Origin of the sequence: Spirosoma liriopis (assembly GCF_023196085.1) — a bacterium.
Lineage (GTDB): Bacteria > Bacteroidota > Bacteroidia > Cytophagales > Spirosomataceae > Spirosoma > Spirosoma oryzicola.
Genome location: NZ_JALPRF010000001.1, coordinates 255,058 through 276,648, shown reverse-complemented (window position 1 = coordinate 276,648; position 21,591 = coordinate 255,058). Strand labels below are relative to the sequence as shown.

General features: G+C 47.9%; 20 protein-coding genes. 11 read left to right on the top strand and 9 right to left on the bottom strand.

The genetic code is table 11. The features are described 5' to 3' along the window. Window positions 1-52: 52 nt before the first annotated feature. Together M0L20_RS01095 and M0L20_RS01090 are read right to left on the bottom strand one after the other, a co-directional pair. Window positions 53-532, bottom strand: a complete 480-nt coding sequence (locus M0L20_RS01095; RefSeq protein WP_248475259.1) for a hypothetical protein — start codon at window positions 530-532, stop codon at window positions 53-55. Between the two features lie 213 nt (window positions 533-745). Beyond that, window positions 746-1,216 (bottom strand): hypothetical protein, encoded by a 471-nt coding sequence (locus tag M0L20_RS01090; protein WP_248475258.1) that lies wholly within the window; start codon window positions 1,214-1,216, stop codon window positions 746-748. Window positions 1,217-1,414: 198 nt separating this feature from the next. On the opposite strand from M0L20_RS01090, the gene M0L20_RS01085 reads away from it, so the two are divergent. The 4 genes from M0L20_RS01085 (at window position 1,415) to M0L20_RS01070 (ending at window position 4,843) form a co-directional block, all read left to right on the top strand. Further along, window positions 1,415-1,846, top strand: coding sequence for a hypothetical protein (locus tag M0L20_RS01085; protein ID WP_248475257.1), 432 nt, complete (start codon window positions 1,415-1,417; stop codon window positions 1,844-1,846). 277 nt (window positions 1,847-2,123) lie between these two features. Then, window positions 2,124-2,582, top strand: coding sequence for a response regulator (locus tag M0L20_RS01080; RefSeq protein ID WP_232558981.1), 459 nt, complete (start codon window positions 2,124-2,126; stop codon window positions 2,580-2,582). A 245-nt stretch (window positions 2,583-2,827) separates the two neighbouring features. Continuing rightward, window positions 2,828-3,697, top strand: coding sequence for a DUF5694 domain-containing protein (locus M0L20_RS01075; RefSeq protein WP_248475256.1), 870 nt, complete (start codon window positions 2,828-2,830; stop codon window positions 3,695-3,697). Window positions 3,698-4,045: 348 nt separating this feature from the next. Then, on the top strand, window positions 4,046-4,843 hold the full coding sequence (locus M0L20_RS01070) for a glycosyltransferase family 2 protein (protein ID WP_248475255.1): 798 nt from the start codon (window positions 4,046-4,048) through the stop codon (window positions 4,841-4,843). A 211-nt stretch (window positions 4,844-5,054) separates the two neighbouring features. Here the strand turns inward: M0L20_RS01070 and M0L20_RS01065 are convergent, their stop codons facing one another. Continuing rightward, a complete protein-coding gene (locus M0L20_RS01065) occupies window positions 5,055-9,158 on the bottom strand; it encodes a hybrid sensor histidine kinase/response regulator transcription factor (RefSeq protein ID WP_248475254.1) in 4,104 nt (1,367 codons plus the stop codon). 419 nt (window positions 9,159-9,577) lie between these two features. On the opposite strand from M0L20_RS01065, the gene M0L20_RS01060 reads away from it, so the two are divergent. Then, a complete protein-coding gene (locus M0L20_RS01060; RefSeq protein WP_248475253.1) occupies window positions 9,578-11,161 on the top strand; it encodes a Na+/H+ antiporter in 1,584 nt (527 codons plus the stop codon). A 134-nt stretch (window positions 11,162-11,295) separates the two neighbouring features. Beyond that, window positions 11,296-12,615 carry a cryptochrome/photolyase family protein gene (locus M0L20_RS01055; RefSeq protein ID WP_248475252.1) on the top strand — a complete coding sequence of 440 codons (1,320 nt, stop codon included), beginning with the start codon at window positions 11,296-11,298 and terminating at the stop codon, window positions 12,613-12,615. A 97-nt stretch (window positions 12,616-12,712) separates the two neighbouring features. Here M0L20_RS01055 and M0L20_RS01050 read toward each other — a convergent pair whose 3' ends face one another. Beyond that, window positions 12,713-12,895 (bottom strand): hypothetical protein, encoded by a 183-nt coding sequence (locus M0L20_RS01050; RefSeq protein ID WP_248475251.1) that lies wholly within the window; start codon window positions 12,893-12,895, stop codon window positions 12,713-12,715. Then, complete coding sequence (locus M0L20_RS01045) at window positions 12,892-13,347, bottom strand: hypothetical protein (RefSeq protein WP_248475250.1); 456 nt, start codon at window positions 13,345-13,347, stop codon at window positions 12,892-12,894. Before M0L20_RS01045 ends, M0L20_RS01050 begins: the two co-directional genes overlap by 4 nt. Before the next feature lie 290 nt (window positions 13,348-13,637). Here M0L20_RS01045 and M0L20_RS01040 point away from each other — a divergent pair, with 290 nt between their 5' ends. Both M0L20_RS01040 and M0L20_RS01035 read left to right on the top strand, forming a co-directional pair. Continuing rightward, entirely contained in the window at window positions 13,638-14,552 is a 915-nt protein-coding gene (locus M0L20_RS01040) for a helix-turn-helix domain-containing protein (RefSeq protein ID WP_248475249.1), read from the top strand. Between the two features lie 4 nt (window positions 14,553-14,556). Further along, a complete protein-coding gene (locus tag M0L20_RS01035; protein WP_248475248.1) occupies window positions 14,557-15,417 on the top strand; it encodes an aldo/keto reductase in 861 nt (286 codons plus the stop codon). 113 nt (window positions 15,418-15,530) lie between these two features. On the opposite strand, the gene M0L20_RS01030 is transcribed toward M0L20_RS01035, so the two are convergent. The 4 genes from M0L20_RS01030 to M0L20_RS01015 all read right to left on the bottom strand — a co-directional run bounded on the left by M0L20_RS01030 (window position 15,531) and on the right by M0L20_RS01015 (window position 19,607). Next, the gene (locus M0L20_RS01030) at window positions 15,531-16,505 is read right to left on the bottom strand and encodes a gluconolaconase (protein WP_232558971.1); all 975 of its coding nucleotides are present in this window, start codon (window positions 16,503-16,505) and stop codon (window positions 15,531-15,533) included. Window positions 16,506-16,796: 291 nt separating this feature from the next. Next, the gene (locus M0L20_RS01025) at window positions 16,797-18,248 is read right to left on the bottom strand and encodes an FAD-dependent monooxygenase (protein WP_248475247.1); all 1,452 of its coding nucleotides are present in this window, start codon (window positions 18,246-18,248) and stop codon (window positions 16,797-16,799) included. 167 nt (window positions 18,249-18,415) lie between these two features. Next, the gene (locus M0L20_RS01020) at window positions 18,416-18,787 is read right to left on the bottom strand and encodes a hypothetical protein (RefSeq protein WP_232558969.1); all 372 of its coding nucleotides are present in this window, start codon (window positions 18,785-18,787) and stop codon (window positions 18,416-18,418) included. A gap of 451 nt (window positions 18,788-19,238) precedes the next feature. Further along, window positions 19,239-19,607 carry a nuclear transport factor 2 family protein gene (locus M0L20_RS01015; RefSeq protein ID WP_248475246.1) on the bottom strand — a complete coding sequence of 123 codons (369 nt, stop codon included), beginning with the start codon at window positions 19,605-19,607 and terminating at the stop codon, window positions 19,239-19,241. Window positions 19,608-19,965: 358 nt separating this feature from the next. Here M0L20_RS01015 and M0L20_RS01010 point away from each other — a divergent pair, with 358 nt between their 5' ends. From M0L20_RS01010 to M0L20_RS01000, 3 genes are all read left to right on the top strand, one after another. Beyond that, window positions 19,966-20,439, top strand: a complete 474-nt coding sequence (locus M0L20_RS01010) for an anthrone oxygenase family protein (protein ID WP_248475245.1) — start codon at window positions 19,966-19,968, stop codon at window positions 20,437-20,439. A 149-nt stretch (window positions 20,440-20,588) separates the two neighbouring features. Then, complete coding sequence (locus M0L20_RS01005; protein ID WP_232558965.1) at window positions 20,589-20,963, top strand: hypothetical protein; 375 nt, start codon at window positions 20,589-20,591, stop codon at window positions 20,961-20,963. Window positions 20,964-21,057: 94 nt separating this feature from the next. After that, window positions 21,058-21,543, top strand: a complete 486-nt coding sequence (locus tag M0L20_RS01000; RefSeq protein ID WP_248475244.1) for a hypothetical protein — start codon at window positions 21,058-21,060, stop codon at window positions 21,541-21,543. Window positions 21,544-21,591 lie beyond the last annotated feature (48 nt).

Sequence of the window (21,591 nt, the reverse complement as noted above, 5' to 3'; positions counted from 1 at the left end):
TAGACTTTTCGAAATTCTTCGTCAGGTATTGCTCTCCGCCGGGCAATTTGTGCTACTTGACTTTAGTAAATTCAGCCGATACGCGACCTAGTTTGTAGCCCGGAGGTAGAAATACGTACGATGCCCAGTTTGGTGAGGTATCGGGTGCCAGAGGGGAGGTAATTACGAGTTCGCTTCCCAGCTGATTATTCGGCTGGGTTTTGTCAGTTTCTAATGTCAGATAGTAGCCTTGTGGCTTTGTAAGCACATAAACTTTATTGTAGGTAGTGTCTCTGGCGGGCGAATAGAAGCCGTTAGCAGGAGCCTGCACGTTGACGCGTACCGTGTCAGGGGCAATGCGTTCGATTTGAAAGGTGATCGTTTTACCGTTGATGGGATACGATTTTACGTCAGGAATCCGTGCTATGGTAGCTGTATAGGTACCCGCTATAACTTTCGCAGCATCGGGAGCAAGCACCGGCTGAACACTTGGAGCATCGTGCTGACAAGCAACGCATGCAGTAAGCCCTAGAATGATAAGTTGCTTTTTCATGATGTTAGGCGATTAAACAATTGGAAAAACGTATCAGTCTAATGAATGGTGTGCAACGCTGTTGTATCGGTTTCGTAGCTGTTAACAGTAAACAGTATAAGACTTTGCAATAGCTAGGCCCATACTAAACAAGGTTTTGACCGAGCGTGTATTTCGTGCGTTAAGAGACGCTATCAATTAACGGAACGATAGGATTCTGCACTTTGGCCTTTCCTACAAGTTTACTCCCAGACTGACGGTTTGTCCTAAGGAGTTTACGTAGCCCAGTGCCGCCCGAATCGTTCCGTCCTGGAAAAGACTAATCTGGCTCACACTTTCCCCACCAAGTGGGCTCAAGTTAGCAGCCGTCAAGCTATAGCGACTACGAAGGCCAGCTTCTTGTTGACTATACGCTTGCAAGCTAACGGGCGCGATTCTGGCCTCGTACTGATCGTTGACTTGAACCATTCCGTCATCAATTCTTACCTTAACCAGTAGGGTATTATTACTTTTTCGTTCCAATCGCACAAACGAACCGGTTCCTCCTTGCCTGGTCTGACTCATTGGGCCCGCAATCAGATAAGTAACGTTAAATTTTCCTACTAGGGGTGAAGCCAAATCGGGGGTTACTTCCTGGTTGGTGTCGCGACAAGCGGTCAACACCGTAGCGACACCGACGCAACTAATCCATACGAGCTTGTTCATGGTGAAAAGTTATCTAAGATGAGTATATGATTTTTGTATGGATAAATGTAAACAATTTAAGTGGATTTTGAGACCAGTGAGATAATAATACGGTCCGCTTAAGCACAGTATGTTGCCCGCCGTCTAGTTATTTCTCTAGACAAACTTACTATCGCTGAATTGTGTACATTGTGGTCTACTATTGAATACAACCTTACTATGGCGATTTTACCCGACACAGACATTGAACTTGGCAAATGGTATTCAGCAACGCAGGCCCCACCTGACCTCACCGCTGAATCACTCGAAAACAACTATTCAATGATTTTGAATACAGACGATTCGGGCCCTCGGACTGGCTTCTATAACCATCAGGATAAAACGTTTTATTGGCAAAACGAACGCATGGCTGACCAGAGCCGTTCGCAGAAAGCTAATGACAACCAAGAAATAGAGGAAGCTAAGTCGGTTAATGCCTGGCTGATTATTCCCAACGCTCCCGACTTTTCCGGCGTGCAGAACGATATGGTTAAGTCATATGCCGATTCTTTACTGGTAGAGGAAGACGATGAGGACAGCATTGATGATGGTTTTGTAAGCAAGGGTGAAAGAGATCGTCCTGCGCATCCAGTCAATCCAAGCTTACACTGATTTGTCTACTGAGAGGCAATATGAGTTAAGTAAGCGACTAAGAATTACCCTTCCACTACGTCCAGAATGAATACACGGCTCTCGCCAAGGGATCTTCGTTGAAAGGAAGCCAGTGAAGGAAGGGTGTTCTTTTTGTCATAACAAGCAGGTTAGTAAGGTGTTACACAGTACTTTATATTCTATTAAAAAAAAGAGGTGTTCGAACGGGAATTAGCAGAATTAATATTGATTGTGCATTGTTGAGCGCTCAATACACAAGTACTCAACAATCGCTAGAATGACTCCTGACGACAAGCGTCGCCACCTAAGAAGATCCTTTCCCTTATTGGTCGTAGAGGATAATAAGGACCATCAACTTTTAATCGCTTTCGGTTTACGGGAAAAGATGCCCCTGGCTCAGCCAGTTATGGCCTCTACTCTTGAAGAGGCAGTGATTCACCTGCAAATAACGGCTGCTGAGCAACGTGATTTTCCCCGTTTAGTACTACTCGATTTAAATTTACCAAGCTCGGATCAGGGCTTTGAGTTGCTAAAAAGGATTAGAGAGGACTATCCCCGCTTACCGATTGTTGTGTTAAGCCACAATGAAGACAGTGCTATAATTGCAAAGGCTTATGAACTAGGCGCTCACTCGTTCATTACAAAGCCTTTGGGTCTAGAACAATGGGAGAATTACTTTCGGGCGCTAAACGACTATTGGATAGATACCGTTACACTAGTCCCGCGCAATTACTAACCTTCCTCTTTGCATTTGATTCGCCCTGCGTCCTGACAGTACTGTTTCTGCTGTCAGGACGCAGGGCGAATCTATATTGAGCGTGTTTGACCATTCAGCGTGATCAGTCGTAATTAAATCAACTTGCTAGTGGGCAAAACCAGTTTGCCGAAGCGACCTGTCGCGAATCAACAAAAACACTACACTGTCGTTTTACGCTATTTTTGTGCTGAGTGGCCAAGGCCGCACAATCAACCTTCTATACTGTGAAAACTCGAATGAACGTAAAGCGTATACTCCTGACAGCGGTAGTAGCATCACTTCTTAGTGCATCCGTGCAGGCTCAAAAAACAGATATTATGCTGTTAGGGTCCGACCACCTTGCCCAACTTTATAACAGCGGTAATCCAAACACCGACGTTTTGCTGCCTAAGCAACAAGGTGAGCTTGCTGCGTTTGCAAAACGGATTCTGCCTTATCGGCCTGACCTGATCATGGTGGAGGTGCTTCCTGACAAACAGCAACGGATCGACAGTTTATACAATCTCTACATTCACGACAAGCTAAAACTCGATCAACTGGAAGATGGTCGAAGTGAAGTTTACCAGCTAGCCTTTAGAATGGCTAAACAACTCGGTCTACCCAAAATACATTGCGTCAATGCGCCGGGAGGAACTTCGCAAGGCATTTTGGATAATGGTGAGAACATCCAGTTGTATAAAGAAGAAGGGGCGGCCTTGAGATCAATGGTCGTTGAAAAAGTAAAAGCCCTACAGGAAAATAAATTATCGTTTACGAACTACCTGGTTTTTATCAATCAGCCTGAGACCTACAACAAAATTTATCATCTACGCTATATCACGCCAGCGAGAGTGGTGAATGGAACATTTAAAAATCCGGATGCAATGGTCGATACGGCCTTTATCAACCCCGCCTATATTGGTGCTGAACTGATCTCTGTTTTTAAAAACAGAGATTACAAAATATACTCCAACATGGTTACTGCCCAACTAAAAACGAAGGCGAAACGGGCGTTACTACTCATTGGGGCGGCTCACCTTGGCTCCCTCAACAGCATTCTACGGGACGATACGGATTATAACGTAGTGGACCCCCTTAAATACCTGCAACGGTAATCGCAGTTTATATCGTCAACTGAAAGTGGATCAACAGCCCGTACTGTTCAGGTACCGGGCTGTTTTAGTTTTTGGTGCGTAACCATAATACGATTGTCAATATACCCCCAGCATAGCGCTTGATAGTAACATGAAAAAGTAAAAATTCGTATCGACGGGTAAAATGGTAAACTAAATAGGGATTTTTATAAGAGTTAGTTATCGTTTTATAATTCGGTTTATCGTCTAAAGTAACCTAAAAACGGGCTAAACCAGCTGCTCATCGAAATCCACTTAGCCTAGCCCTGACTGACCGCTACATTTGAATCAGCCAATCGGCACTATATTCTCTCAAAACGATACGCTATCATGGTTCACGCATTCAACGAGGTAACGGTATTAATCACCAACTACAATCGAAGCCTTTCGCTGGAAAATCTGCTCAAGAGTTTTCAGGCGCTTAACTGCCAGTTCGCAGCTATTATCGTAACGGACGATGGTAGTCAGCCTCTTCACCTGGATCGAATCAAGAAGCTACAACAGAAATTCTCTTTCGAGTTACTTACCTCCCCCCGTAACATGGGTGCTGGTTATAACATGAATAAGGGCCAGCGGGCGGTAAAGACGCCGTATACCCTGTTTGTTGAAGATGATTTTGAAGCAGGTGCCCAATTCCCAGCCGCGCTTCGCGAGTCGTTAGCGCAAATGAATAAACGTTCCGAGCTGGATATTGTACGCTTTTATGCCTACTTCCGCTATCCGTACCTGAAGCCTTATTCCACTATGTTTTCGGAAATGGTCTTTTCACCCTTGGCTATCAACTACCGGAAAGTGCATTATTACAGTGACCATCCTCACCTGCGCCGTAGCTCCTTTCTGGATAAATTTGGCCCTTTTGACGAAACAACTCCACCAGACCAAACGGAGTACAGAATGTGCATCTCCTTTTTGCAAAACAAAGGAAAAGGGCTCTTCTACGAGGACCATACGGGGTTATTTTATCACAACAATTCGGTAGAACCCAGTACGATTCAGCGGAGCGGGTGGCAAAAAAGCAGCGGTGCTTTAATGCGATTTGCGCGGGTAATCTACCGACAGCTTAAACACAACTACGATATACACTTTATGAACGTTGGACGTCGTCATGTTCTGGCGCACAACGGATAACGCCAGTCATTCGGCGATTGCGCTACAGTTTGCGTGGTCGATACGAACCGTAGCGACCATGTCGCCACAATCCGAAGGGTGAACGTGGTGGGCGAAGTAGGTTCCGCCGTGATCTGTTGACAAGCGCTTATCCGAAGGGCAATTCGTACACCAGTTAGCCAATTTGTAAAACGATCATTTATTGTTAAGTGTCGAGGTTGTGACAAAAATGTTACGACAAAGGCGTATTGGATCGGGCGAACTCGGTAGGAGTCAGCTGATAGGTTTCCCGAAAGCACTTGGTGAAGTAGGCCGGACTCTCAAAGCCTACTTGATAAGCGGTTTCGGTAACCGACATACCCTGCTGCAAATAAACGCAGGCACGTTTTAACCGGTAACCGCGTATGCATTCACTCGCCGACAGCCCTGTCAGTGCCTTAAGCTTGCGGTATACGCTCATACGACTCTGTTCCAGGGTAGCGGCCAGGGCTTCCGCTCCAAACGTTGAATCGTCGAGGTGTTGCTCCACTAGCGCGTATACCGATTCCAGGAAGGGGTCTATGGGGGCAGAGCCGGGAATAGAAGTTTCCTGGTCCGGCTGAGTCAGGCTTGCTTTAAACCTGTTACGCAGTTGCTGAGCTTGCTGAAGTCGATTATGTACCCGCCATTGCAACTCTTCGATCTGAAACGGTTTGGTAAGATAATCGTCAGCGCCAAGGCTCAACCCTGTCAGGCGGCTGGCTGGCGCTGTCTTAGCCGTTAAAAGTAGCACCGGAATATGACTGGTACGCCAATCGTTTTTTAGATGCCTGACCAGCGTATAACCATCCATGACCGGCATCAGTACATCGCTTATGATTAAATCAGGGATTTGCTCAACGGCCTGCTCAAAACCGACCTGCCCATTTAGGGCCTGCAATACCCTGTAGTGAGCCGGTAAACTCTCAGCGATCAATTGTCGCAGTTCAGCGTTGTCTTCAACCACCAGCACGACAGGGGTTTCTTCCGTAGCTTTATGGAGCGGTGCTGGATCGACTGCTGTTGTCGCAGAAAGAGCAGCCGCCACTGGTCGGTAGGGAAGCGTTACCTGAAAAGTAGTGCCTTCCCGTTCCTGGCTTTGTACCTCAATTTTACCTTTTTGCAACTGTACCAATTCATACACCAGTGCCAGCCCGATCCCGCTGCCTTCTCGCTGCCGATCTTTGGAAAGCTTGTCCGGACGGATGTTGGTCACCCGGTAGAAGCGTTCAAAGATGCGGGGTAACTCTTCGGGTGCTATGCCAATACCGGTATCGGACACGGTGATTTGTACGCCGTCGTCAAGGGACGTAAGCTGGGTCAAAACCGTTCCGCCTGCGTTGGTAAACTTGAGCGCATTTGCCAGCAGGTTGACCAAAATACGCTCAAGTTTGGTTGAGTCGAACCAATAGGCAGGCTGCATTCCGGCCGAATCAAAATTCAGCTGAATGGACCGGACTTCGGCCTGCGTGCGAAATGAGTCAACGATTGTCTGGACAAACAAAACTAGATCGCCTGTCGATTCTTCCACCGGTAAGGCTTTGGCTTCCAGTTTCGAAAGATCCAGCAGTTGATTGACCAGACTCAACAGTTGGTGCGCACTGCGATCAATCGTATCCAGCCGACGATGATTCTGTGCCTCCTGAGTCGGATCGTATAATTTTTCCTTTAACTGCTGGGTAGGGGTGAGAATCAGGGTCAAGGGCGTACGAAACTCATGCGTTATGTTATCAAAGAAATGACTTTTTAAGGCCGTCATCACTCGTCCTTGTTCGTCCTCGTAGGCTTGCTGCTGGGCAAGCTGTTTTTGCGTCAACCGGCGCCGATAACGACGAATGGCCAGTAGACTGAGTCCAACGACCAGTAGTCCATATAGCCCGTACGCCCAGTAACTGGCCCACCAGGGGCGGTGAATAAGAATCGGTAGTAAAAGGCTCTGCTTGTTCCAGAGTCCATCGTTATTAGCCGCCTGGACTTCGAAGCTATAATTACCTGGGTCAATGTTCGTATAAGAAGCTACTGGCTGAGTACTGTTGGTTTCTCGCCAGTGTGTGTCATAGCCATTAAGCCGAAAGCGAAACCGATTTTTCTGAGGCAGGTAGTAATTGAGGGCCGCAAAGCCGAACGAAAAATCATTCTGATTATGGGCAAGCTCCAGTTGGTTTACGTAGGGAACAGCCAGCGGCAACGGACTTTTTTCGGGAAGCGTGTCACCCGCGCTGTTCCGGATTGGGACGGCTTGATTGGCCAGTTGAAAATCCGTCAGCACTACCGGTGGCTGGTAAGGGTTTTTCTGGATCTGTAACGGGTCAAATACATTAAAGCCACTGATTCCGCCCACGTAAAATAATCCATTTTGCGCTTTCAGCAGAGAGCCTATCAAGAACTCGTCGCTTTGCAAACCATCCCGGTGGTCATACTGGTTGAGTGAAGATTGCCTGGTGTCGTAGCACAGTAGGCCCTTCCGGGTTGTTATCCAGATCCGGTTCTGAGCGTCGGTCAGGACGCCCATTGCGCTTTGTCCCAGTGAAGTCGAATGCGTTAATTTAGCCTGTTGCCCTTGATTAGGATCTAACCGAAACAGCTCCCCGTCCCCTGAGGTTACCCAGATCAGGCCGCGATTATCCTGGGTAATACCAATCGCTCCTCCGTACTGGCCGGTTCGGTCAAAAGGGTAGTGGGAAAACCGGTGCGTAACGGAATCAAACAGATCGATGCCATTCGCAACGCCCAACCAAACCCGGTGTTGTTGATCTTCGAAGATGGTTGAAATGTTGCCTTTAGCCAGGCTATACGGATTCGCTGGTTCATGGCGGAAGGTTTGATAACAGCGCTGCCTGTAATCAAAGCGGACCACCCCCCGTTGACCAACCATCCACCAGTTATTTTGCCAGTCTTTCAGGACTTTATCAATTTGCTGGTTCAGTAAGTCGTTACTGGTTGGCTGACAGCTTTTTATAAGGCCAGTTTTGTCGTCTAGCCAGTGACGCCAGGGACTTGTCCGGGTTAGCTGCCACAGTTTGCCCTGGGGGTCCAGTATGTTTGTAAATGGATATTGCTTAAGGCCAGATACGTTCGGGTAGTAGGTAAATTGATTTGTTTTCGGATCGAATCGGCTCAGACTGTTACCATCGACGTCTATCCAGATGTGGCCCGCTTCGTCTTCCAGAAAGGCGGTTATCAATTCGGTGCGCATACCGGCAGAAGCATAGCGGTCCGACTTGTAGACCCGAAACGGCTGGCGGGCGGCATAGCGAATGTTGATTCCTCCTTGCCAGGTGCCTAGCCAGAGATTCTGCTGGCGGTCCTGAAAAATCGTTTTGATGACCGGTGAGGACAAACTATGCCGATCCGTAGGCATTGGCAAATAGCGGGTGAATACCTCTTTCGAGCGGTCCATCAAGTTCAGACCACCCCCATCCGTGCCTACCCAGAACTTCCCCTGTTTATCTTCCAGGAGGGTGTACACCGCGTCGTGGCTCAGGCTATTGGGGTTGCCAGCCTGGTTTCTGAACGCTTTGAAGGTTCCCTTTCGGCGGTCCATCAGATTGAGCCCACCCCCGTAAGTAGCCACCCAGAACCGCCCCTGGCGATCTTCGTACATATTGGTAACGATATCGTGGCTCAGGCTTTGCGGATTCGTGGCTTCGTGGCGATAAACCGTGAACTGGTTCGTGCCTGGATTCAGGACGTTTAGGCCACCGCCGTAAGTGCCAATCCAGATCAATCCCTGCCGATCCTGATACAACGAACGGATTTTAGGACTGCTGATTCCGTTGGGGTTGTGTTCTTGAAAGGGATAACGCGTAAACCGCTTCCGTACAGGATCGAACCGATTGAGCCCGTTTGTCGTTCCGATCCAGATAAAACCCTGTCGGTCCTCTAACAACGCCCATACTTTATTGTGGCTGAGGCTATTGAGGTTATTGGGCTGGTGGTAGTAGCGCACAAAGGTGTCCTGCTCCGGGAGGTAACACGTGAGTCCGTCTTCGGTTCCTAGCCAGATGTGCCCGTGCTGGTCTTCCAGCAAAGCATCAATCAGGTTATTACTAATGCTATTGGGATTGTTAGCCTGATGAAACCAGGATTTAAATTGCAGGCCGTCGTAGCGGTTTAGCCCTTCTGCCGTGCCAAACCACATAAAGCCTAGCCGGTCCTGAATCATGCAGGTCACGTAAGACTGGGATAACCCATCGGCCAGCGACAGACGGTCCCATTGAGGGGGTAGCGGTTGACCTAGTAAGCGAAAATGGGTAACCAAGATGCCAATCAGCGAAAACCATATATTGGCGTTACTACGAATAAAGTGAGTCCACATGGGGGTGGAATAATGTCATTCCTCTAAATATCTTATTTCGTCAAGCAAAAATTACTGAACGATTAAGCAATATACGGTAAATCAACAGGAAGCGATTTATATCGTTGTTTCTGTTGATCTTAACAAGCTTATCCGCGGAAGGAAAGTTACAAAAACAAACCAGAGCATAAGGCTGAAACGATGCATCGCCGGGCAATCTGTCATTCCTGTGAGTGATTGGTATGAGCAGACGCTCTCTGGGATCAATCCATTGTCGATCTTCATTGACCTATGCAGCCTGCCCTTGACCAATAAAAGTAATTTTAACCACAGTAGGTAGGGAATTTATCCGTTGCCGATCAAGGCTTCTGTAGCTGATACAGTCGGTAAATGATATATTGCTGAAGCGAATAAACAGCCAACTACACAACCTTGACTTAATGCACACCCTTTTACCTTTTTTACTCGCTATGGTAGCCGCCATCGTGCTGCTGAATGCGTGGGCGACTCACCTAAAGATTGCTTATCCTGTTCTGCTGGTGGTGGCAGGGCTACTCGTCAGTTTTATTCCGGGACTGCCAATCGTCCGTATCCATCCTGATCTTATCTTTTTTATTTTCCTGCCGCCCCTCTTGTTTGAGGCTTCCTGGACGATCTCATTCAAGGAAATGAAGAAATGGTGGCGTATGATTGGCAGCTTTGCGTTTCTCGTCGTGCTGTTTACGGCATTCTCGGTAGCGCTGGTGGCCAACCATTTCATTCCCGGATTTACCATTGCCCTGGGGTTCTTGCTGGGTGGAATCGTGTCGCCACCGGATGCGGTAAGTACTGGTGCGATTACCAAATTTGTGAAAATTCCCAAAGCTACCTCCGTTATTCTGGAGGGGGAGAGCTTGCTCAACGATGCATCGTCGCTTATTATCTTTCGGTTCGCGTTGGTAGCCGCCGGTACGGGTCAGTTTGTTTGGCAGCAAGCGGCACTCAGTTTTTTATGGATGGTAATCGGGGGGGCAGGCATTGGTCTGCTGCTGGCCTGGATTTTTGTTAAAACCCATAAACGTCTTCCCCTCGATGCGCAATCGCACATTACGCTGACGATTATCGAACCCTATTGCCTGTACTGGGTTGCTGAACAGGTGCATTGTTCGGGGGTGCTGGCTATCGTGAGCGGTGGCTTATTTATGTCGGCAAGGCGGCTTGTTTTTCTCAACAGTGCCAGCCGGATTCAAAGCTTTAGCGTATGGGAAAGTTTTGTGTTTATACTGAATGGAATTGTTTTTCTAATCATCGGTCTGGAACTTCCCGAAATTGTCGAAGGGGTACGCGCTGAAGGCATCCCGCTCCGTGCCGCCATTGGTTATGGTGTACTGATAACGGGCGTATTGATCGTTGCCCGAATCATTAGTTCATACGCGGCCTTGATCGCTACCTTGATTTTCCGGCCCAGCGTAGCCCCCATCTCTCGTTCCAACAGAAGGCGTTGGCTGATGCCCCTGCTTCTTGGCTGGACGGGTATGCGTGGTGTGGTGTCGCTGGCGGCTGCTTTGGCGATACCCATCACGTTGGATAATGGCGCTGCCTTCCCACACAGAAACCTTATTCTGGTGATTACCTTCGTTGCCATCTTGCTTACCCTGCTGGTGCAAGGGCTTACGTTGCCTTACCTGATAGCCCGGTCGAGGTTGTTTGACGGCTTGTTCAACGAAGAAGCGGAAGAACAGATCAGACAAAAAATGAAACAGGGCTTAAAGCAGCACCTCTACCAGTTTCTGAAGGCGAAACACGAGAAAGAACTGAACGGTCAGGCCAGTATGGAAAAATTCCTGACGCTGTGGGAAGAGCGGGCTAAAGCTACGGATGACCGGTGGATGAACGTAAAAACAAAGTCTCTTTTTGTGGAAATGCTCGAAAGTCAACGACAGTATCTGGCTGAACTGAACAAAGATCCTCTGATTGACGAAGCGATTATCCGCCAGCAGTTGTATCAGATTGATCTGGAGGAAGAACGGTTAAAAATTATTTAAGGCATCTTCCAGAACAGACATTTTCGACAATTAGCCGAACAAAGTGGATTGACAAAGCGATATGAAGGCTGATAGACCTTGTCCCTGTGGCGCCATACGACCTAAAATCGTTGGCGTCGTTTGTTTGATCCGTTATGACCTTTTCAACTGACCAACCCATTGCCCTCTGCTGGCTCCGCCGTGATTTGAGACTCGACGATAATGCCGCTCTCTACCACGCGCTCAAAAGCGGGCATCCGGTTCTGGCTGTTTTTATCTTCGACCGCATCATTCTTGACCCGTTGAGCGATCGGCACGACCGCCGGGTCGCGTTTATTCACCAGCAGATTCATGCGCTACAGGACCAGCTGACTCAACTGGGCTCTACACTGTTGGTATATTACGGTGAACCGCTGCCGATCTGGAAACAAATCATGCAGGCAATGCCGCTGGCCGGCGTGTATACCAACGCTGACTATGAGACCTACGCCAAAGAACGCGACCAGCAGGTCCAGCAATTGCTAGCGGAGCAAGGGATTGGTTTTCACGCCTACAAAGACCAGACGATCTTCGACACCGACGAGGTCCTGACCGACGCAAAGAAGCCTTACTCGGTCTTTGGCGCTTATCAACGGAAGTGGAAAGCCAACTTAACCGACTTTTACGTTCGCTCTTACCCGACCCAAAACTATTTTAACAGCTTCTACAAGACGGCGGCTCAGGCAATACCAAGTCTTGCGTCTATGAAGTTTAAACCTGTCAACGAGTCGTTTCCGGCTACGCAGGTATCGGACCAACTGTTAGAGCACTACGCCAAGAACCGGGACAAGCCCGCTCTGGAAGGAACCACCCAACTGAGTATTCATCTACGCTTCGGCACCATCAGCATCCGGCAGTTGGTGCGCCAGGCTCAGGCGCACAGCGAGCGTTTTTTGACCGAACTGATCTGGCGTGATTTTTACTTTCAGATTTTAGATCATTTCCCCCACGTTGAACATAAGCCGTTTCGACCAAACTACGAAGCTGTTCCCTGGCTGAACCGCGAAGAAGACATTGAACGCTGGCAGCAAGGCATGACGGGGTACCCGCTGGTAGATGCGGGTATGCGTCAGTTGAACCAGGTTGGCTGGATGCATAACCGGGCTCGGCTCAATGCCGCTAGTTTCTGCATCAAACACCTGTTGATCGACTGGCGGATTGGTGAAGCTTATTTTGCCCAAAAGCTGCGCGACTATGATCTGGCGGCCAACAACGGTAACTGGCAGTGGGTCGCTGGTTCGGGCAACGATGCTTCGCCGTTTTTCCGGGTTTTTAATCCGGTTTCGCAAGCCAAAACCTTCGATCCGAAAGAAGCTTATATTCGTGAATGGATACCCGAGTACGGTACGCCGGACTACCCAAAGCCCATGATTGAGCACACCTTTGCCCGCCAACGTGCGATTGATACCTACCGAAAAGCATTGAATCGAACCTAGGTGCTGGCAGCCGTTTGGCGCTTGTTAGGCGCAGCAGAGCAACCAAAAACCGCTGGCATCTAGGCGGTTTTTGGTTGATACAAGAACCACGGACAGGTTATTTTTTGCCAAAACAGACTTGGAACCTTAAGCCTATGTTCAGGGCCTTGGGAATGTTAGGCGTCACGGCATTGGCACTACCGGCTAGTAACGTGTTCAGTGATTTAGTGTTACCGCCCGTGTACGTCAAGCCTAAGTCGAAGCTGATAGATTGGTTGATGAAAAAGCCTGATAACTTCATTGGTTGCGCACGTAGTCAACTTGGTAACCCGCTGGTATTTTGGGGACAACGACGAAATTGCTGTGTCCTTCAATGGGGGATGAGCGAGTGCAGTACGCTTCACTGACTGTATACGTAATTTTTTTGTTGGTATCGTCTCGTTTCACGTCTCGGATATAGTGGCTATTGCTTCCCCGGTTAACCGTCGTTAAGCCAAGTAAATCGTACTGGGTGAAATCAACGTTCTCAAGGCGGTTCCCACAGCACTGCGAAAACACGTTCTCATATTGATCCCGACTGCTAATCATCAGGCCGTTGCGGGTTAAATCCTCGCCTTGTTTTTGGTCATAGGCAAAGTACTGCCGGTCTAACACGCGAATGGCCAGGCCCGTCGTCTGGTCGATGCCTTTTTTGCACACAGGTTCCTGGCAAGCGTTTAAACCAATGAGGGACAGGAGTAGAAGCTTTTTCATAAGCCTGATATTTTTAATTGACTAGCGTGGATGCTCAACCAAAAAAACTGGGTATGCTCTTTGTTGGGAAGTCGTAGCTTACTTATGTGTAAGATAAAACAGATCTCCGTATTCTCAACCGTAGCCAGCTCGCTGCTTAAGTCTGTTCATTGTCAGAGACCGTACTAATCCGTTCTGAATACAACAAACCGGAATCCGGCTACTTTATTTAGTGCGCTTTGGCGGACATTTGTACTGTCGTCAACAGCACGTCTTTTTAAGTCTTATTGCTTGGCAAACCGTTCTAGTCCATGAAAAAAGAAGAGCAGCAACCCATTCGCGTGATTCAATCCATCAGTGAACTGCACCGACTGTTGCACCTTCCCAAGCCCGAACATCCGCTGGTGAGCGTCATTCAACTGGATAAGGTAAAACAATCGCCCCAACTACTGAATGAACGGGTTATTTATCCTTTTTACCAGGTGTGTATGAAGAAGAACTATGACGGTAAAATGCGGTATGGGCAAAACTACTACGATTTCGACGAAGGCGTTTTGTCGTTTATCTCTCCCGGTCAACTTCTTTATACAAGTGCCGGTGCTACGGACGGTTGGGTGCTGCTGATTCATCCCGATTTTATGCAAGGATACACCTTGGGCAAAACCATCAAGCAATACGGATTTTTCTCCTACGAATTAACCGAAGCCTTGTTTGTATCCGATAAAGAACAGCAGTTGATCGAAACGATACTGGCCAACATCGAAGACGAATATCATTCGAATATAGACCGGCATAGCCAGGACATTATCGTTACGCAGCTGGAACTCCTGCTTCAGTATGCTGACCGTTTTTACAACCGGCAGTTCATTACCCGAAAGAAGATCAACAACGATCTGCTCACAAAGCTAGAGTTGCTGCTGGCCGATTACTTCAATAGCGACCAGACGCTTACAGCCGGTCTTCCCAGCGTAGAGTACATTGCTGACCAGCTACACGTATCACCGCACTACCTGGGCGACTTGCTACGGAGTATGACGGGGCAAAATGCGCAGCAGCATATTCAGAATAAGCTGATTGAAAAAGCAAAGGAGTTTCTGAGTACGACAACGTTGTCCGTCGGTGAAATAGCGTACCAACTCGGCTTTAAATACCCCCAATCCTTCAACAAACTATTCAAGAGCAAAACCAATCTGTCACCACTTCAATTTCGACAATCGTTTAATTAACTTTATGGAAAACAGTAGTTTAAAAACCACCTTTCTGCTGGGAGGTGATCTGGAAGTAAACCGTATTGGTTACGGTGCAATGCGTATTACCGGTCCTGCTATCTGGGGAATGCCCGAAAATCCGCAAAACTCGATTGACGTACTCCATCGGGCCGTAGAGCTGGGTTGCAACTTCATTGATACAGCCGATCAATACGGGCCGTTTACCTCGGAACAATTGATCGCCCAGGCCCTTCATCCTTATGCAAAAGAGCTGGTTATCGGGACAAAGGGAGGTTTGGTTCGTTTTGGACCATGGGCCGATATTCATAACGATGCCAGTCCCCAACATTTGCACGAAGCACTGAACGGGAGCCTGCAACGGCTGAAACTGGATCGCATCGAACTGTATCAGTTACACCGCATTGATCCAAGAATACCCGCCGAAATTACGTTTGAGTTTCTGCAAAAAGCGCAGCAGGAAGACAAAATCCGCCACATCGGCCTTTCCGAAGTATCGGTAGAAGAGATTAAGAAAGCGCAGCAGTTTTTTCCGGTCGTGTCGGTGCAGAACCGCTACAGCGTGTACAACCGGGAGTGGGAGCCGGTGCTGGATTATTGTCGGCAACAAAACATCGCTTTTATCCCCTGGTTCCCGATTGGCGGTGGCATGGATGCTCAGAAGGAAGATGTGATCCAGCGTATTGCCACTGAAAAAGGAGCTACTCTACACCAGATCGCATTGAGCTGGTTGCTGCATCATGCCGATAACATTTTGCTTATTCCGGGTACGTCTAACGTGAAGCATCTGGAGGAAAACATGGCAGTAGGAGCCATCACATTAACCGAAGAGGATAGGCAGAAACTAAATAGCATTGCCGGATAGGAGACAGCAACGTTAATCCGGGTTTTCGCTGAATCAGCGGGGCTGTAAGACAAAAGATATGTCCGGTTTGCTGCCGTTATTTAAATCAGTAACAGCAGCAAACCGGACGTTGCTTACCTGAATTTCTGAATGCTATACGTGTTGGATTGCAGTTTAGACGCGTCGCCCATAGCCGCGCTAATTTCGCCAATCCGGGCATTGAGCGAATAGATGCTGCCATTAACCGCTACGTTTGTTGTAGCCTGACTGTATCCTTCGGTGTCTCGTTTGACAACCGTAGCTGTCTTCCAGTCGTCCGTGCTTCGCAGTTGAGCGACCTGACTACCGCTGCCCGTCACTACGTACAGATCACCATTCAGAAGGCTCAATCCATCACCCGGCAAGTTGGGTAGACCGCCCACTTCCGAGATGGCGTTTCCGTTCTTCAGATCAACCTTATACAACTTTCCAGCGCTGGTTACGGCAACGATCAAATAGCCGTTGGGATGGTAAACAATACCGTTGAGCCCAAACGTAGCGCTCGCAAAAAGCGGATTTTCTACCAAAACACTCGCCTGGCCATTAGGCATCACTTTGTAGATGACGGGCGCGAACGAATCGGTTACGTAAACCGTACCGTCCGGCTGTACGGCCAGATCATTGGCCAGATGAGCAGGACTCGTGTATAAATCGTCTAAATCGACCCGGCGCTCTAACTGACGACTGGCAATGTTGAATACCAACAATTCAGCTGTCTTTCGGGTGGTTTGCGGTGTACTTTTGGTCGATACCCCCTGATCAGCGTTGCAAACGAAAAGACGCCCATCGGCGACCCGCATACCCATGCTGCTAATCAGCTCGGGTGGTGCGATCAGGTCGGCATAATTGCCGTTGACATCAACCGTACCTACTTTCCCCTGCGTGATGGACGAAACCAGAAATCGGTCGAGTTGGGCCGAGTAGGCAAAGCCTTCGGGATACTGACGTTGCGCAACAAAATTAATGCGTTCGGGGAAGGATGCATTAGGGCTGAGTCTGTGATCCTCGCAGGCGGTCAATCCGAAACCAACAGCGAGCAGGACACTTGAGAAGGTGTAAAACGTCTTCATACGATCATATAGATGAATAAGCGCCAAAAACAACGCTATCTTCTAATGAGCTGACCGCTGACTTTGTTCAACTTTTTTTACTTTATGACGCTGACGCTCAACGCCAATAAGCAAAGCTAGGACGTTTGATAAACAGCGCCTGCTGGCGCTTTGCGCTTTCTGATTGACACGGTCAGTTGACAGCACAGCCAATGGTTTTCCTGAGATACCTTTTTAGCTGGGTTGCCGATAAAGTACGATCGAGTAGGGCTATGTAATTATCGGGTCTGAGCAGAACACTGAAGTTGCCTTCTATAGCAAACAGCGATTGAATGGTGGGCGAAAGCGGGTAGTGATGGATGTCCAGAATGGATTGATTTCGGTCGACAAACGCATGGAGCTTATCCGGATCGTTTTCAGCCGCATCGCCAAAGACAAGCAGATGAAATTTCGGGTAGCGCAACCCATTATAATGCTTTCTCCATCAATCAGCGCGTAGGGCATGCGATCACCTGCCTGCACCTTGGAAAAGGGATGAATACCCGACTCACTCAGGGAACTGGATCGGTAGTTGATACCAATCTGTGAAATCAACGGAAATACCGCTTTTTTGACTACATCAAGCCCGAGCAAAACATGAGCGACGTAAGGAATTACATACGTGCGTAAGTTCACCAGAAACCAGTCGGGACTAGCGCCGAAGTCAAACATACGGTCGGTCGTTTCCAGGAGGTGCTTCGCGTTGGCACTGCGTTCTTCGTTGTAGGTTGACAGCAAGCGGTCATCGGCCTGGTGGTTGAGCACAAATGCCAGTTTCCAGGCCAGGTTATAACCGTCCTGAATACCCGTATTCATACCCTGCCCACCGGCGGGTGTATGGATGTGCGCAGCATCACCCGCCACAAAGCACCGTCCGTCTGAAAACGCGCTTACTCGCCGGGAGTGCACTTTGTACGTCGAAAACCAGTTGACCTGGGTAATGTCCAAGGCTAGTTTCGTATCTGCTTTTATTTGTCGTTCGATGGCTTCGTACAATACCGTTCCTTCCGCTTGCTGGTCGTTTTCGGGGAATGTGCCTACGATCCGGTAGCGGTTTTCGCCGGGCAATGGAAAAAAAGCGGTCAGCGTTGCTTTCGCCAAACAAATCCTGACCGAGTTATGGTCAAGTGGCCAGTTGATGTGTACATCGGCTACGTAAAAAAGCCGCTCCAACGTGCTACCCGCGAAGGATAAACCGAGCGTGTGACGGACAACGCTCTTTGCGCCATCGCAACCCACAAGGTATTTCGCGGTAATCGTCTGTTGGTCGCCGGTCGGCGTTGTTACGTGGGCCGTTACGCCCTCACTTGTCTGCGAAAATTGATCCAGGCTGGTCTTCCACTGAACCGATTTACCTTGCTGTTTTAGAAAAGTATAGAGTAGCTGTTCGTGCTGGCTTTGCTCGACTAACAATAGAAACGGGTAAGGGCTTTGTCCCTGACCGACGGTGGCCAGTGCCACCTCTCCGCGAACCTTGCCATCCTCAAGCAGTTGCGCTTTTTCCGCGATGTTACCCTTCTCAATCAAGGATTTCGCCAAACCAATCTGTTCGTAAATTTCCAGCGTGCGCGCCTGTACCCCAATTGCTTTGGAGTATGGCGTAATGCCTTCTCCTTTGTCAATCAGGATAAAATCAACGCCATGACGCAGAAATTGGCAGGCCAGGGAAAGCCCCGTTGGGCCAGCACCGACCAGCAGAACGTCCGTATGCAGTGAGGTTGGCATCGCGTATTGGGTTTTGATGAGTGAAGAATGGTCTTGCAAGGATTAATATAAATGGTTCAATCCAATTAATTGACGTTGCGACTCTACAAGCTGTTCCCGTTAGCTGGTACCAAAAAAGAAAACCCGGCCTGAGCCGGGTTTGAACGGGTGCGGTGAAAGCGGAAAGATCAGTGCATGGCGACCACTCGGCTAGTTTCCCGAACCGGCTGCGTAGACAGGTTAAGCTGCTTGCGAAAGCTAGTTCCGTTGGATTTTACTTCTAACTCGTACTTGCCATCAGTCAATTGGTCGACATTCAGCTTCAAGGCAAACTTTTCGTCTTTTCTGCCGATGTATTGCTGATAAACCACTTCGTTTTCGGCGTTACGCAGAAGGACTTCAATGGCCGTATCGGCTGTTTTGACGACGGATACCCGAATGTGGTTGTCGATGGTGACAAAGGCGCTGGCATCAAACGCTTTGGGTGTCGTAGGATTGCTTAGCGTAGAAGCACTGATGAGGGCCGAAAGAGCCAGTTTATGAAGCATGGGTAGTAACATGGTAGTCGTTGTGTTTGGTGTTGTTTACAGTTCATTGTCAATAAGCCAAAGGTTGTGCCAAGAAGTAAGTGCCATTGATTTTCAAGTATTTACGTTTTGTGCCAATGGCTAACCTTGTCCGTATATGGACAAACTCCGTTCACTTACGGACATGACAAAAGTACTGGGTGGGTAATCCCCGGTGAAGGATGAGCTTGTGAAGTGGCAGTATTAGTGGATAGACCGTATAAAAATCTTTGTCAACTGGTTTAAAGCTAATTCGAGCTAATTTTAATTGCCTAATTGCCAGTTATATTGTTAATTACTTTCTTAGATAAAGTCTATATCAAGTAAGGAGCTTGTAGGTAAGAGCTAATAGTTAGGTAGCAAGCTGACAAGCAAGGAAGGTAATTGCCCGTATCGGCTCCTTACGTTGACAAAGGAGTGTTTATTGACTCTGATACTGAACCGGTTAACTGTAATCGCTGATACGGGTAAACTTTTTATGTTTCATTTCAAAAATGCTTACTCCGCGAAGACGAATTGTATCACCTGCTTTTAAGCCGTTAGGCAGATCTGTGGCAAGGGTAGCAGAGTAATCGATTTCGACAGCGGCAGCCGTGGCGCTCACTACCATGAAACGAACCACTTGCTTACGCTCCGCAACGTAATCCGCCGATTGGAGAGCTAGCTGTTCGAAGGCTTGTTTAGACGTTGTTTGCGTAATACCCGATGAATTGGAAATATTCTCGAAAAATATCTGCTCGTCCAGTAGGGCTAATAGGGCGGGTATGTCCTTGGCATTGTACGCATTGATGTAAGCCTGAATTGTTTCTTCCATTGGGTGAAGCCTGTTTGTTGTGTTCGTTGATTGTACCAAGTAAACTTGTTCATCAGATCAAAAAAATCAGTGCGGGTGGGTGTGCTGATCGTGGTTTAGCCGCTCTGACCGAATGATCCGCTCTGAATGAACGGTCTAAAAAACAAACTTTTTGCTTACACCACACACGAACGGGTAACGATAAAAATTACCCCTACGCTTTTTGGCTTTTCAGATGGTTGAACGCGCTGTCTGTTTGTTCATCGTTCATTTCGCCCTGTTTATCGCCGTAGTGGCTCTGTTGACTCCCATTTGTCTGGATTAGGGCTTTCAAACGCTTAGGTTTCGCTCTTAATCCAAACCGTTAATGGGCGTCGCCATGAGCTATTTACCACAAATCCTGTTGTTGCTATTTGTCCTGAACCTGGGAACTGCCTTTGGGGCAGGACTCTATGAAGTTAAAGTCGTTATACCCCAATGGTTCAGAAAGTCGGCCTTATCCGGTTGTTACATCGATCGGGAAGCCATGCGTGAATTGGACTCTGGACGGAAATTCTGGGCCTTTGTAACAACCCTACCGCTTACCCTGCTGACACTGGCCAGTTTTATTGTTATCTGGCTAGGGTCGCCGGGCTATAACTGGTGGCTTGCCGCAGCGTTGCTAACATTTTGTGAACGAATAAGTACGTTTACTTTTTTCATTCCAACGATTATCAAATTTCAGCGTATGGATACCCTTTTTACGGAACGGGTATCCCATTTGGTAACCTTATGGGTCAGGCTTAATTATATTCGTACAATACTAATGCTGGTTGCCTGGCTATTTGCTTTACGCGCTTTAGTACTCTGTTGAGTAGGTGTTTATGCTAAATGACGCTTGTTTAGGTTCTGTATACCGCTGTAATAAAATAAATTATATATATAGCTGAAATAAGCGTAGAATTTCTATTTTTGTTGAACTTGTAGCCTCATATAGGCTTTTTACGTTAAACAAAACGGAGAATGAGGGCTCAACGGCCAAAAAAAGGCTCTTCAATAAATGAGCTAACTGCGGATCAGGTGTTAGTGAGATGGATTACGGCTGTTTCCATTCTTCGTACGAATTATAACCAACTAACCGAGTCGGTAGATAAGCAGGTTCGCCTGATAAAAGGAGTAACTACCTGCGTGGGGCAGTGCCCGATCAATCAGTTGACTGACCTGCTCGCTGCGATGGAAACAGAGTTGGAAAACTTACTACTGGATGTAGATCAGTTTGACCCGCTCTATGCATCGAAGAAAAATATAAAAAAAATAGTTGCTCACACGTTAATCCTGGAAGCTTTGAATGAACGGGCTCAAACGGTACTGTATCTAGCAGCACAACCTGCTTCTTAACGCCCTTAATCTGTCTGGTTATTTAAGAAAATCGCTCACACTATCTATTCGTACTTTTTATTGTCTATTGTAAGCTTATAACAAAAACGAACTTGTGAGAAACGCTAACCAATCCTTCCACAAAGCACTTGATCAGTACGTATTTGGCATAGCCAATAAGTTTATTGACTCCGCTGATCCGGCAACGCAATCCGAATTGATGAACTTGGTTGCCCAACTTGATTTGGTATCTCATACGGGTGAAGCTGTAGACGATAAGTCAGCGCAGCCGGAAAGCGAATGGCAGCATATTTTAAACAAACCCGTTGACTGGCAGTCGGTTCATAAACAATGGCTCGTTGGGGTGATGCAGCAACGGACAAAACGGAATGAACATTACATTGATAACCTTAATCAAGCCATACGAAATACAGCGATACGTTTACAACAGACCCAGGATACTTTTTTAAGGGAGCCTTACCGATCCAACTTAATCCATCGACACCAACTCACCCTGGACTATCTTCAACAGCATCTGTCTGAGGTGCAGAATGCGCATCAATTCAATCTTAAGCAACTCGATCAGTTGCTAAGCAGCTAGCACATCGTTTCCTGGTAAATCGCCTGCCAATTATTTTTTACGGATAGA